Raw genomic sequence first — 12670 nt, 5'->3', positions numbered from 1 at the left:
GTCGCCTTTTACCCCTCTTCAATCAATCGATTTAAGCTATTTCCTGCTGTATTTCATAATCGACTGGTGACAAATAATCATTAGCCGAATGAAGTCGCTCCCGATTATAAAATACCTCAATATATTCAAATATTGCCTGCTTTGCTTCTACTCTGGTTTTGAATCGACAATGGTGCGTCAATTCAGTTTTCAAACTATGAAAGAAGCTCTCTGATACAGCATTGTCCCAGCAATTTCCTTTGCGGCTCATAGACTGAATTATGTTATGATCCGACAATATTTTTCTATGACTATCAGATGCATATTGGCTACCTCGGTCAGTATGCCAAAGCAATCCATCCATTGGTTTACGCTTCCATATGGCCATCAGTAAAGCATCATTGACTAGCTTGGCTTTCATTCGCTCATCCATCGACCAGCCAACAATTTGCCTAGAGAATAAGTCAATGACAACCGCTAAATATAACCAGCCTTCCTTGGTGGCAATATAGGTAATATCACCCACATAGTAGCGATCAGGTTGAGAGACAGTAAACTCTCTTTCCAGTAAATTTGGAGATATACGCTTATTATGCTTGGAATTAGTCGTCGCTTTAAAGCGTCTCTTCGTTTTACAAAACAAACCGGCTTTTTTCATTAATCGACCAATTCTCCGGCGGCTTATATGAACGCCTTTTTCAGCCAGTTTTCTTTTAAGACGACGGGTTCCATAAGTCTTGCGACTGTCTTCAAACAGTTTTTTAGCTGCTCAGTAAGCGCTTCATTTTCTTTCTCTCTATCCGTTTTAGGAGAGCTAACCCAATCATAATAGCAACTACGGGAAACATCCATAAAACGGCACAGAATCGTTACCGGGTAATCTTTAGCCTGATCAGTTATCCATGCGTACTTCACAAAGTTTCCCTTGCAAAGTACGCTGTGGCCTTTTTAATAAATCACGCTCCTGAATCACTTTTGCCAATTCTTTTTTCAGACGTTTTACTTCATCATAAATGTGTTCATCACTTCTATTGGCTACCGTCTTCACCGGTTTGGAATATTTACTGATCCAGGTATGTAGAGTATTTACATTAACACCTAGCTCCCTGGCAGTCTGAGAAACGGGTTGATCCGTCTCATTAGCTAATTTGACAGCTGATTCTTTAAATTCTGATGTATAGCTTTTATTCGGGTTTTTTTTGTTTGATCATTCATTTTAGGTCACACTTTTTATCTTTTAGTTATTTTAAGTTGTGTGTCCGGTTAAGTATAGCCACATTATATGAGTGCTTTTGCCTGCATGTATTTTCAAGATCCTCTTTAAGTGAATTTCAGAAACAGATGGAAGAGGAACAGAATCAAAATAATTTACGCACTCTTTTTAATGTTGAAAAAATTTCTAAAAATAGTCAACTAAGAGATATTTTGGATCTCATACCCTCTAAAACATTTGCACCTGCATTTAAAGATTTATTTGAACGACTCAGACGACATAAGCATCTTGAAGAGTATGCCATATTACCCAACACATTGCTTTGTGTTATTGATGGCACGCAATATTATTCCTCTAAGCAAATCCATTGTGACTGTTGTCTTCATAAAGAACATAGAACGGGTGAAATAACCTACAGTCATGCTGTTTTACAAGGTGCCATTATGCACCCCGATAAAAAACAAGTGCTCCCTGTCATGCCTGAAGCAATACAAAATACGGATGGTACAAAAAAACAGGATTGTGAAAGTAATGCAGCCAAACGTTTTATAGCCAATCTAAAAAAGCACATCCAAGACAAGGATTTATGGTTTGTGGTGATGGTTTGATGTCACATCAACCTATGATAGAAGATGTAATTGAAGAAATGATGCATTATTTATTGGTTGCCAAACCTGGTGATCACACATATTTATTTGAATGGCTTGAAGCATTTTCTGAACTCCCATCAATGGACTGGATTGACGAAAAAGGGCACCAACATCATTATCGATGGAAAAATAATGTCCCTTTACATGGCGAAAAAATGCCATTGAAGTTAACTTTTTTGAATATACCCTCACCAATACCGCAGGGAAAATTATCTACCGAAATAGCTGGGTCACCGACATAAAGATCAGTGAACATAATATTCAAACAATGACCCAGGCGGGTCGATGTCGTTGGAAAATAGAAAACGAATGTTTCAACACATTAAAGAACCAAGGCTATCACATTGAGCATAATTATGGTCATGGGAAGAAGCACCTGAGCTTTAATATGTATCTGTTAACCTTGCTGGCTTTTTATTTCCATCAAATTTTTGAATTAACCGATGGGACTTATCAAGCTTGTCGTAAAAAGTTTGGCTCTAAAAAATTAATGTGGGAAAAGTTCAGAGGGGTTATTACCTTTTTTGTGATGGACTCCTGGGAACATTTAATGGATTTTTTATTGTACAGAGACGATTATGAGGAGATGAGACCTGTAAAAATAAGAAAATAAACCTATTTTAGGGAAAATGCGTCGATTAAACGCAGCATCTCCCGTGCCTGCTATTTAGAAAGAAAGAACAAAAAAATTTTTAAAAAGCATCAGGCAAACAAAAAATGCTGTTTTCAGCTTAATTCATAAGAATAAGTTACTTCACCGAGTTTTGCTGATTAATCGAGTATAGACTTGACTCCAACGGAAAAAAATTAGTTAAATATTCCATTTAGTGATGATTGCTTGCTTTTTCGACCAGCTCTTTTCCTTTAATTATAAATTCAGGAATATTACTTTTCCTCATTTTTTGTTATGTTGTTATTGATATCATTCCTTTTCGCTTGAGACAAAGAAGATGATAATATCCCTGCAGGCACTGCAACAATTCCTAGACCAATCATTAAGATAAAAAAAGTAAATATTTTTCCTCCAACAGTTATGGGATAAACGTCACCGTAACCAACTGTTGTTAAAGTAGATACAGCCCACCATAAACTGTGGAAGATAGATTTGAATGCCTCTGGCTGGACTTCATTCTCGTAAACGTCAATTAAAACCCACGTTCACAATAAGCTTCAGTTAGCTCAAAGTATTTATTGCCACCCACCTAATAAAAAGCAATATCAAAGCTAAATTGTAAAAAAATTTCTTCTCGAAATGTGAATTTACAAAAATTGAATGTTTTTCAGTGGAGTGGGCAGGGAATGGGTAGTAAAAGTAGCTAATTGAATGGGTTGCTCTGCATGACGAACAAGGGGAGGCCTGCACTGTTCTGCTAAGGTGTGGTGCTTTTTGGTAGGCTGTTATGTTTAAGTCGTGACAGGGACGGCAGAATTGATTTTAAATAATCTCCTGCACAAATTAATACCGCGCACCCAATGCCGTTTTTGTTTTAAGCATAATGATTTTAATTGTTTCTCTGGGCCAACAAAGGAATGAAAGCCTTTTGAAAAACCATCGACTGTTTCTAGCCAAGCATCTTCATTGAGTTGTAATTTTTGTAATATAGCGGGAGTGCCCGATTTTATATAGCCACGTTTATCATCTCTCTTTATTCGCCCTGTCCATTCTGTAAGTTCCAGATAGTCGTTAAGGTCAAAGGCAATGCCCTTGTTTTTAAGTGAGCTACCGATAAAGGGAGCGAGCTTAATCGTGGCTGTGCTTTGTTGCGTTATTTTTTGGCTAATGCTTGTTGTCTTTTTAATTGAGTCGATACGCTGTTTTACTGAAGTATATTCAGAGCCTTCTAATGTTTGGCTGATATCCGCTCTAATGGGATTTAAATCAACATAGACCATGCAGCTAAGAATGGCTTGCTCATCAAGCAATGCCTGGCTCTTAAAGCGTCCTTCCCAAAAACGACCTGTACATTTATCTTCAGCATTGGCTCTGCGAGCAATGTGTTCATTGAGGCAACGCATGAACCAACTGATATCCATTAACCGGTCTCTGAAGATGGCAATGGTTTCTTGTGCCCTATTTTTCTCAGCCTTAGAATGGCATTCACCATTAAGGTAGCGTTCTACCAATACAGGAATTGAGCAAAGTTGTTGCCAGTGTTGTACCACAGTTTCATCTGACCAACTTTGGGCAAGTGAGGCGTTGATTTTCAATACTGTGTGCAGGTGATTGGACATAATAGCGTAGGCGCAGACGTCAATGGCAAAGGTTTTTGATAGTAAGGCCAGTCGTTCAATGAACCATTGTTTACGGTAACTGTAATCTTTGTTGGTGACGCTATCGATACCACATAAGAACGTTCTGCGGACACAGCGAGAGATGCAATGGTAGTAAGGGGTATCTGAAAGACTGATTTGTTGGCTTCTTGGGGTGGGCATTTGATTAACTCCATTTAATCGGGATGATAGCTGAATGGAGAGTATAGAATATAAATGTACAATATTCAAGTGATGCTATCCCATGAGTATTTGTTTCAGCTTATTATTTGTATTACACTGGGTTTAGATCATGGGTGGCCAAGACTGGCTCCATCTCTCACTAGCCTCTTTTATTGAGCTGGAAAATATTCATAACAAACGTAAGGAATAACTATGCTGCCTTTTATTGCCATACCGCTTCTGCACTCTTCAGGTGCATGGATCGCATCAACTGCTACGGGCGGTTATATTGCTAGTACGCTTTCCGCTACTTGGGTTGGAGCTTTCATTGCCGGTAATGCTGGGCTTTTATCAGGTCTTGGTATTACTTCAGCTGCTGGTGTATATGCCGCTCTTGGAGGGACATTATCATCTGCAGGCACAGCGGTAGGTACTGGACTTACTGCTGTAGGGTTGTCCGGATTAGCTCAAAGCCTTGGCCTCGCGCCAGCGACCTTTTTGGGTCTAACCTTCGCCAGTTGGGCCTTTGTTACTTCTGCCATACTGATATTTTTCGCCTCTGGTCTCATCTATTTTTTTGCTCGAGGGAAATTGGAAATAATTAATATTGAGCGCAGTAAGGGAGGTCTTCCGAACATAACATGGAGAAATATTCTTAAAGAAGTTCAAGAATACGAAAGGCAAGCTATGACCGATATCTTGGCAGAACTTGATGAAGAATGTGAAGATGTCATCTACCTCAGAGGAAGTGAGACTATAGAGATCAAAGGCGTCAACTACAACACACGAGACTTAAAATATGTTGTCGAAAAAAATGGGACGGAAAGAATAGTTAAATCCAGTTTGATCCCATTCAGGCGTATCGTTGTTTATACAGTTAAGCGGGGCCAAGTGCGTTAAGTCTTTATGGAACACCTTTATAGCCACCCACCTAATAAAAAGCAATATCAAAGCTAAATTGTAAAAAAATTTTTTCTCGAAATGTGAATTTACAAAAATTAAATGTTTTTCAGTGGAGTGGGTAGGGAATGGGTAGTAAAAGTAGCTAATTGAATGAGTTGCTCTGCATGACGAACAAGGGGAGGCCTGCACTGTTCTGCTAAGGTGTGTGCTTTGGTGAGCTGTTACGTTTAAGTCGTGATGGGGACGGTAGAATCGATTTTAAATAATTTCCTACACAAATTAATACCGCGCACCCAATGCCGTTTTTGTTTCTGGCATAAGGATTTTAATTGTTCTTCCGGGCCAACAAAGGAATGAAAGCCCTTTGAAAAACCATCGACTGTTTCTAGCCAAGCATCTTCATTGAGTTGTAATTTTTGCAATATAGCCGGAGTGCCTGATTTGATATAGCCACGTTTATCATCTCTCTTTATTCGCCCTGTCCATTCTGCAAGTTCCAGATAGTCATTAAGATCAAAGGCAATACCCTTGTCTTTGAGTTAGCTACCGATAAAGGGGGCGAGCTTAATCGTGGCTGTGCTTTGTTGCGTTATTTTTTGGCTAATGCTTTTTGTCTTTTTAACTAAGTCGATACGCTGTTTTACAGAGGTATAATCAGAGTCTTCCAATGTTTGGCTGATATCCGCTCTAATGGGATTTAAATCAACATAGACCATGCAGCTGAGAATGGCTTGCTCATCGAGCAATGCCTGACTCTTAAAGCGTCCTTCCCAGAAACGGCCCGTACATTTATCTTCAGCATTGGCTCTGCGAGCAATGTGTTCATTGAGGCAACGCATGAACCAACTGATATCCATTAACCGGTCTCTGAAGACGGCAATGGTTTCCCGAGCCTTGTCTTGTTCAGCCTCAGAATGGCTTTCACCATTAAGGTAGCGTTCTACCAATACTGGAATTGAACAAAGTTGTTGCCAGTGTTGTATCACGGTTTCATCTGACCAACTTTGGGCGAGTGAGGCATTGATTTTTAATACGGCGTGTATATGGTTGGACATAATGCTGTAGGCACAAACATCAATGGCAAAGGTTTTTGAGAGTAAAGCGAGTCGCTCAACAAACCATTGTTTACGATGGCTATAGTCTTTATTGGTGACAGTATCGACACCACATAAGAATGTTCTGCGGACACAGCGAGAGATGCAATGATAGTAAGGGGTATCTGAAAGGCTAATTTGTTGGCTTCTTGGGGTGGGCATTTGATTAACTCCATTTAATCGGGATGATAGCTGAATGGAAAGTATAGAATATAAATGTACAATATTCAAGTGATGCTATCCCATGAGCATTTGTTTCAGCTTATTATTTGTATTACACTGGGTTTAGATCATGGGTGGCCAAGACTGGTCTAGCCATGGGTGGCCAAGACTGGTCTAGCCAAGACTGGTCTCCATAACCAGGAGATGTATGGTAGGCAAAAAGACGCTCCCATGATCTCAACGTTGTGCTTGTAAAATTCCTAATTTCTTACCCTTATTCTTGAATTTTGTATACCTTCATGGTATACATTATCTATGACTCATAAAATATTAAATTGTATTGGTTTCCAATGGGATACTGGAAATTCTGAAAAAAATTGGATTTCACACCAAGTTAGTAAGTCTGAATGTGAACAAATTTTTTTTAATCAACCCCTCATTATTGGTGATGATGAAAAACACTCACAACTTGAGATCCGTTATTACTCTTTAGGGCAAACTGATAGTGGTCGACTTTTATTTATTGTTAGCACTATTAGGGGTGAATTAATTCGTGTTATTTCAGCAAGAGATATGAGTAAAAAAGAAAAAGAGGTATATCTAAAATGAGCAAAAAATTACCACATTTTAAAACAGAAGATGAAGAAAGAGAGTTTTGGGCTAGCTCTGAATCAACAGAATATATTGATTGGTCAAAATCAAAAAAAACAATCTTACCAAACCTTAAACCATCAACCAAAAAAATTTCTATTAGATTGCCTGAAATTATGATAGATGAACTGAAGTTATTGGCTAATAAACGTGATATTCCCTATCAATCATTATTAAAAATATTTTTATCAGAGAAAATTGAACAAGAATTTCATTCTGGTTAAAAATAGGCACAACCAGAAAATTCATCGGAGGCAAAAAGACGCCCCGATGATTTTGGCGTTATATTCTTTCACTTACATTATCGACAAACAGTAGAATTTCAACTAAAATGTTTATTATGAATATTGCAAAAACAATTAACATTCAAGAGCTTAGTCAATCTGAGCGTATTTTACTTGCTGAAGAGCTGTGGGATAGTGTAGCCAATAATGAAAATACATTGGAAGTTACTGAATCCCAAAAGAAAATACTTGAAGCAAGACTTTCTGCCTACAAAGCGTCACCAGACGAGGGTTCGTCATGGGAAGAAGTTAAAAACGAAATGATATAATAATGGATTATGAGTTAATCATTCGCCCTGAAGCTCGGGAGGCTTTGCTAGATACTTTTCACTGGTATCAGAGCAAAGACAGGGCCTCGGATTTGACTTCAAATTATGTGCAGATGAAGCCATAACTAAAATTACTAGATCCCCTATTATTTACAAAAAAGTCTTTCAAGATGTAAGACGAGTCATCCTAAAGCGCTTCCCCTTTGGCGTGTATTATTTGGTTGACAATGATGCAGTGATTGTATTGGCTGTATTACACGCAAGAAGAGATCCCGAAAATTGGAAAAGCAGAATATAATAAGAATTTGCTCATGGAAAGTTTTGTCTTTAGTCTTTATAGCTAGTCTTATAGCCACCCACTTAATAAAAAGCAACATCAAAGCTAAATTGTAAAAAAAATTCTTCTCGAAATGTGAATTTACAAAAAATTAAATGTTTTTCAGTGGAATGGGTAGTAAAAGTAGCTAATTAAATGGGTTGCTCTGCATGACGAACAAGGGGAGACCTGCATTGTTCTGCTAAGAGGTGTAATTATAGGCTGTTACGTTTAAGTCGTGACGGGAACGGCAGAATCGATTTTAAATAATTTCCTACACAAATTAATACAGCCTAAAATTCGCTCCAAATGGCCTATATTAGAACTTAAATAACCGCGCCCTATGGGCGGGGTAAAAAAGCTTTGCGTAAAAATCTGCCCAAGTGCAATACTTGATTAAATTGTTCCCGCAATTCAATCAGAAATAAACAAATGAGTAGATTTTAAAAATTATCATATGTTTTATGGTATTGCCAGTACCATATAATTTTTGTTCCAAAATACCGCTACTGTGTGTTAACGGGAGGTTTAGGAAAGTATGTGTACAGGGTGGTGGTACAGGGTGGCCAAAAATGTGTTATCATAATCTAAATTAATTTTTAGGAGTAAACGATATGGGTAGAGAACAAAAGAGTAATAAAGAAACTAAAAAGAAATCAGCACTGACACCAAAAGAAAAAAAAGCAGCAAAGAAGGCGAAGAAAAGTAAATAGTTTTTAACTGGTCGGTTAATTGATAATTATTAACAAAAATACGAGGCATTGTCTTGTTTTTTTAAATTGATGGGTGCCTGGTAAAAGTATTTCGGTCGGGAAATGAAAAAATTCATGCCTGACAGTGTTTTGTTGATTTTAAAAATGAAAATTTTGTGGGCGAGTTTGTTTCCAGTCAACTGCTACTGAACATTAATAATCTCATAATATTTTTTCTCACTAGCGATTAAAATTTCAATTTCATCTCCGCTGTGTTGTCCTGAGAGTGCTTTGCCAAGAGGGGATGACGGGGTAAGAAGGGTAATTTCCTGATGCCCAAACATTACTTTGAGTCCTCCTGCAACTGGGCTAAAAAAAATGTTTTTTTGAAGGGAATGGTCGTCTTCAAGCAAAATCAAAGCACCGATGGCGATGGGGCTATTATTAGAAAATTGCATATTGCTTTGCTGTAGTCGCTTAAATTGTTCTACATCGTTTTCACACTCTAAAACTCGCTGTGATTGGCCATAGGCTAGATAGGATGCTTCTAAGCCCATGGTGTCATATTTGTTTTCGGCCTCATTTTCGCTATCGGTTGCAGTCTCATAGGCACGTTTGGCTGCGTTTAGCGCACCTTGATGCACTTCTTCTAACGTGACTAATATATGTTGTAGTAATAGTTGCTTGTTCATAGTTTTATTTTTAGTGCTTTGCTTGCCGCTTGCCAGAGCTTATGATATTTATCATGCTCTTTATTTCTGTGATAAAAAAAGGGCTTTTTAGCCCTTTTTTATTTTCTCTTGCTTGATTTAGTGCTTAATCATCATCTTCTTGCTTCGATTCATCGTCGCCATCATGATCATCGTCATCATCGTTATCAGCCAAATTATACACCTTCAGGTCTTTAGCTACTTTTATTTTTCCAGTATATCCCTGTTGGCGAATGGTTTTTTTAACTAATTTAATCCGTGGCTCAACGACGGGTGTAATGTGAGACAGTAGTAATTTCTTAACGCCAGCAGCAGCGGCAACCTGACCAATGCGGCTAGGGCTGGTATGAAGTACATGAAATACGGGGTTGGCTGGGAGGGTGTCAGTGATGGCTGTATCATAAATCAATAAATCAGCATTTTGCGAAATGGTGATCATATTGCTGTTTTTAGAACCGGTATCACCAGAATAAACGATGCTATGACCTTTATATTCAACTCGAAATGCCACGGCAGGGACGGGACCATGATCGACAGCAATTGATTGGATAATTAAACCATCAGGGGTATTAAGAATTTCTTCAATGACAGCACCATTGACTTGTGATGATAAATCATGAGCCATGTATTTGAATCGGCTTTGTTTGCCGCTGATCGCACTGGCAAAAATATTCAAATAACGTTCACTACCATCCTTAATGTCATAATGAGAATGAGCGTATTCTGTGGTATCTGGGTATTGAGGAATAGGGGTATTAGGAAATGGAATGCCATTGGCTTCAGGGCCAAAGATATGAATGGGTGATGTGCGTGCTACACCTGCCATGGTACTGTGAAAATAGATGGTTTTTATGGCTGCGGATAGGTCGCCGGTATGATCAATGTGTAAATGACTGAGTAAGATAATATCCAGATCTTTAACATTCATACCACTGGCCGCTAGCCGTTGATAAGCGCCTCCCCCAATATCCATTAATACCCGAGGCTTGCCATCGGTAAAAATCATATAACTGGCACTGGCTCTACCTTTGGCTGTAGCAACAGGCCCGCCAGAGCCTAGAACCATAACCGATAGTGGCCCTTTAACTTTATCTATGGCTAATTTCTTATCAGCCCATGCAGGGTTTAATAAAAATAGAAAAAGCAAAAGGATTAGAATATTCAGGTGAAATGTAAGCTTCATGTGTATCTCCATATTATAATATTGTTATGTCCTTTTTTGGACACATTTAATTGTTCCCCAAGTAGGATTAATTTAACACTATCCTCCTGTTCTGTAAAAGCCCCCCTGTAAATAGAAGTCTTATGTAAAATCATCTGATTTCTGTTATCATAAGCCTACCTTAAGATTCATTTGCTAAGATTCCATGGAATAGGTTTAAGTCTGACCAAATAAATATAAATTCCAACTTGTTAATGATAGAGGTATTCATGTCATCTATTTCCAATTCGTCTGAAAGTTCCAGCGCAACAAAAGCATTTTCCTGGGGAAGTTTCTGGCGCCATTATTTGTTCTTTTTCTATTTTTCTGGTCTCTATCAAATCATTATTTTTTCGTCAGGTGTTGCCGGTGGCGTTGGCTTACGTCAGGCGATTTATATGAGCTTTTTATGGCTTATTCCTATTTTGCTATTGCCTAAATACACTAAGTTAATTTCTGGCGCAATTGGTCTTGTCTTGTGGGGGACATCGTTGATGACCATGGGCTATTTAGCCTTATATGGTCAGGATTTTTCTCAAAGTGTGCTTTACATCATATTTGAATCTAATTTTTCAGAATCTAAAGAGTTTTTAGAATCCTATTTTAAATGGTGGATGGTTCCTGCGTTTATTATCTATAGTTTGATCCCCTATGTGTTATGGAAAACGAACCAGGCACTTTATACCACTGCAAAAATGCGTACTGTTTTGGTGCTAACATTGTCTTTTGTTGTCGTTTGGCCGAGTTTTAATCGCTTAGTGATAAAGCAAAGCTCAGTCGATTATGCAATAGCAGGACAAATGAACCGTATGGAGCCTGCAGCACCCTGGCATTTAGTGATGGGGTATATGAAGTATAAGAAAACCTTAGCAGCAATTGAAAAGAATTTATTGGCTAATGAAAATTTAGCGCCTTTGGAAAATTTACGGGAAAGAAATGCCGTCGATAAAAATACCCTGGTTTTAGTGATTGGTGAATCAACCAACCGCCAGCGAATGAGCCTGTATGGTTATAATCGTAAAACTACGCCGATGTTGGATGCATTGAAAGGTGAATTATTGGTCTTTGATAATGTTTATTCACCCAGACCTTATACAATTGAGACCTTACAGCAGGTTTTAACCTTTGCGGATCAAAAAAATCCTGATCTGTATTTGGAACGTCCAACCCTGATCAATATGATGAAACAAGCGGGTTATAAAACCTATTGGATCACTAACCAGCAGACGCAAACAAAGCGCAATACCATGTTGACAACATTTTCTAGGCAAGCTGATGAACAAGTTTACCTCAACAATAATCGTTCACAGGATTCTTCTCAGTACGATGGTGTGGTGATTAAGCCGTTTGAAAAGATATTAAAAAGTGCTGAAGCTAAAAAATTCATTGTGATTCACTTATTAGGTACGCATCGAAAGTATCATTACCGTTACCCTGATGATTTTGCAGCGTTTGAGGGAAAAAATGACGTGCCCAAGTGGCTTGATAGCGATCAAGTTGAAGAATACAACGAGTATGATAATGCGATTCTTTATAATGATTATGTGGTTGCCCAGTTAATTAAAACCTTAAAAGAAAATGATGACAAGGGCATGCTGACCTATTTTTCTGATCATGGTGAAGAAGTTTATGATAATCCAGAAAAACTCTTTGCAGGGCGTAACGAGGGTAGCCCAAGTAGCCCTATGTATACCGTGCCCTTTATTATCTGGTGCAGTGATGCCTGGCAGAAAGAAAATGTTATTGAAAATATCGATTCAATTGTGCATCGAGCTTATAGTACTTCTGACTTTATTTATACCTGGTCTGATTTAGTGGGAATTAAGTTTAAAGGGGATGACCTGTCACGGAGTCTGGTCAGCCCATTGTTTTCTCAGCATCCTATCTGGATAGGAGATCCCAGTCGGCCTAAGAGCCTAAGAGATTTACGGGTTGAGCCTTTTTCTGATATTGAAAAGCTACATAAAAAGAAACAAGCGGTACAAAGGGAAAAAGTATTAGGGGAAACTCTGTTTGAAACGAACAATGATGCTTAAAAGCGATAAGTAAAGAATTAAGAGAAATAAAAAAGCCTGATATTTATCAGGCTTTTTTATGCGTGTTACTTTAATTT

14 protein-coding genes and 3 pseudogenes are annotated in these 12670 nt (G+C 38.2%); 10 read left to right on the top strand and 7 right to left on the bottom strand.

Annotated elements, in window-relative coordinates; genetic code table 11:
• Positions 1–31 precede the first annotated feature (31 nt).
• Positions 32–1183, bottom strand: a pseudogene (locus JEU79_RS00680) (IS3 family transposase); the annotation flags it as partial.
• Positions 1184–1320: 137 nt separating this feature from the next.
• Here JEU79_RS00680 and JEU79_RS00675 point away from each other — a divergent pair.
• Genes JEU79_RS00675 through JEU79_RS00665 form a run of 3 tightly spaced genes read left to right on the top strand, consistent with a single transcriptional unit; the run spans position 1321 to position 2455 of the window.
• A complete protein-coding gene (locus tag JEU79_RS00675) occupies positions 1321–1800 on the top strand; it encodes a hypothetical protein (RefSeq protein WP_198262540.1) in 480 nt (159 codons plus the stop codon).
• Entirely contained in the window at positions 1779–2084 is a 306-nt protein-coding gene (locus JEU79_RS00670; RefSeq protein ID WP_198262539.1) for a hypothetical protein, read from the top strand. The genes JEU79_RS00675 and JEU79_RS00670 overlap by 22 nt, the downstream gene beginning before the upstream one ends.
• 26 nt (positions 2085–2110) lie before the next feature.
• A complete protein-coding gene (locus JEU79_RS00665; RefSeq protein ID WP_198262538.1) occupies positions 2111–2455 on the top strand; it encodes a hypothetical protein in 345 nt (114 codons plus the stop codon).
• A gap of 272 nt (positions 2456–2727) precedes the next feature.
• Here JEU79_RS00665 and JEU79_RS00660 read toward each other — a convergent pair.
• Positions 2728–2979: pseudogene (locus tag JEU79_RS00660) on the bottom strand (potassium channel family protein); the annotation flags it as partial.
• 267 nt (positions 2980–3246) lie between these two features.
• Entirely contained in the window at positions 3247–4275 is a 1029-nt protein-coding gene (locus JEU79_RS00655) for a transposase (protein ID WP_198262537.1), read from the bottom strand.
• 213 nt (positions 4276–4488) lie between these two features.
• Here JEU79_RS00655 and JEU79_RS00650 point away from each other — a divergent pair, with 213 nt between their 5' ends.
• Positions 4489–5175, top strand: a complete 687-nt coding sequence (locus JEU79_RS00650) for a hypothetical protein (protein WP_198262536.1) — start codon at positions 4489–4491, stop codon at positions 5173–5175.
• 230 nt (positions 5176–5405) lie between these two features.
• Here JEU79_RS00650 and JEU79_RS25855 read toward each other — a convergent pair whose 3' ends face one another.
• Positions 5406–5600, bottom strand: a complete 195-nt coding sequence (locus tag JEU79_RS25855) for a hypothetical protein (protein ID WP_246539875.1) — start codon at positions 5598–5600, stop codon at positions 5406–5408.
• A gap of 117 nt (positions 5601–5717) precedes the next feature.
• Positions 5718–6434 carry a transposase gene (locus tag JEU79_RS00645; RefSeq protein ID WP_246539874.1) on the bottom strand — a complete coding sequence of 239 codons (717 nt, stop codon included), beginning with the start codon at positions 6432–6434 and terminating at the stop codon, positions 5718–5720.
• A gap of 315 nt (positions 6435–6749) precedes the next feature.
• Here JEU79_RS00645 and JEU79_RS00640 point away from each other — a divergent pair, with 315 nt between their 5' ends.
• From JEU79_RS00640 to JEU79_RS28230, 5 genes and pseudogenes are all read left to right on the top strand, one after another.
• Positions 6750–7043: a BrnT family toxin gene (locus JEU79_RS00640; protein WP_198262535.1), complete on the top strand. Its 294-nt coding sequence runs from the start codon at positions 6750–6752 to the stop codon at positions 7041–7043.
• A complete protein-coding gene (locus JEU79_RS00635) occupies positions 7040–7309 on the top strand; it encodes a BrnA antitoxin family protein (protein ID WP_198262534.1) in 270 nt (89 codons plus the stop codon). The genes JEU79_RS00640 and JEU79_RS00635 overlap by 4 nt, the downstream gene beginning before the upstream one ends.
• 116 nt (positions 7310–7425) lie before the next feature.
• Positions 7426–7638 carry an addiction module protein gene (locus JEU79_RS00630; RefSeq protein ID WP_198265789.1) on the top strand — a complete coding sequence of 71 codons (213 nt, stop codon included), beginning with the start codon at positions 7426–7428 and terminating at the stop codon, positions 7636–7638.
• Between the two features lie 61 nt (positions 7639–7699).
• A complete protein-coding gene (locus tag JEU79_RS28235) occupies positions 7700–7936 on the top strand; it encodes a type II toxin-antitoxin system RelE/ParE family toxin (RefSeq protein WP_198265788.1) in 237 nt (78 codons plus the stop codon).
• A 495-nt stretch (positions 7937–8431) separates the two neighbouring features.
• Positions 8432–8545: pseudogene (locus JEU79_RS28230) on the top strand (IS200/IS605 family transposase); the annotation flags it as partial.
• 304 nt (positions 8546–8849) lie between these two features.
• Here JEU79_RS28230 and JEU79_RS00615 read toward each other — a convergent pair.
• A complete protein-coding gene (locus JEU79_RS00615) occupies positions 8850–9338 on the bottom strand; it encodes a GreA/GreB family elongation factor (protein ID WP_198262533.1) in 489 nt (162 codons plus the stop codon).
• Between the two features lie 124 nt (positions 9339–9462).
• Complete coding sequence (locus tag JEU79_RS00610) at positions 9463–10539, bottom strand: MBL fold metallo-hydrolase (protein ID WP_198262532.1); 1077 nt, start codon at positions 10537–10539, stop codon at positions 9463–9465.
• 233 nt (positions 10540–10772) lie between these two features.
• On the opposite strand from JEU79_RS00610, the gene cptA reads away from it, so the two are divergent.
• Positions 10773–12593: a phosphoethanolamine transferase CptA gene (cptA, locus tag JEU79_RS00605; RefSeq protein ID WP_246539873.1), complete on the top strand. Its 1821-nt coding sequence runs from the start codon at positions 10773–10775 to the stop codon at positions 12591–12593.
• Positions 12594–12670: the final 77 nt, after the last annotated feature.

The sequence above is a fragment of the sulfur-oxidizing endosymbiont of Gigantopelta aegis genome, from assembly GCF_016097415.1.
In the GTDB taxonomy this organism is placed as follows: Bacteria; Pseudomonadota; Gammaproteobacteria; order GRL18; family GRL18; genus GRL18.
Note: the sequence above shows the minus strand (reverse complement) of the source record. Positions and strands in the feature narration are given on the sequence as shown.

Coding starts and splice junctions, on each gene's coding strand:
- JEU79_RS00675 (WP_198262540.1), top strand. CDS start 1,321: ATGGAAGAGGAACAGAATCAAAATAATTTACGCACTCTTTTTAATGTT.
- JEU79_RS00670 (WP_198262539.1), top strand. CDS start 1,779: ATGGTTTGTGGTGATGGTTTGATGTCACATCAACCTATGATAGAAGAT.
- JEU79_RS00665 (WP_198262538.1), top strand. CDS start 2,111: ATGACCCAGGCGGGTCGATGTCGTTGGAAAATAGAAAACGAATGTTTC.
- JEU79_RS00655 (WP_198262537.1), bottom strand. CDS start 4,275: ATGCCCACCCCAAGAAGCCAACAAATCAGTCTTTCAGATACCCCTTAC.
- JEU79_RS00650 (WP_198262536.1), top strand. CDS start 4,489: ATGCTGCCTTTTATTGCCATACCGCTTCTGCACTCTTCAGGTGCATGG.
- JEU79_RS00645 (WP_246539874.1), bottom strand. CDS start 6,434: ATGCCCACCCCAAGAAGCCAACAAATTAGCCTTTCAGATACCCCTTAC.
- JEU79_RS00640 (WP_198262535.1), top strand. CDS start 6,750: ATGACTCATAAAATATTAAATTGTATTGGTTTCCAATGGGATACTGGA.
- JEU79_RS00635 (WP_198262534.1), top strand. CDS start 7,040: ATGAGCAAAAAATTACCACATTTTAAAACAGAAGATGAAGAAAGAGAG.
- JEU79_RS00630 (WP_198265789.1), top strand. CDS start 7,426: ATGAATATTGCAAAAACAATTAACATTCAAGAGCTTAGTCAATCTGAG.
- JEU79_RS00615 (WP_198262533.1), bottom strand. CDS start 9,338: ATGAACAAGCAACTATTACTACAACATATATTAGTCACGTTAGAAGAA.
- JEU79_RS00610 (WP_198262532.1), bottom strand. CDS start 10,539: ATGAAGCTTACATTTCACCTGAATATTCTAATCCTTTTGCTTTTTCTA.
- cptA (WP_246539873.1), top strand. CDS start 10,773: ATGATAGAGGTATTCATGTCATCTATTTCCAATTCGTCTGAAAGTTCC.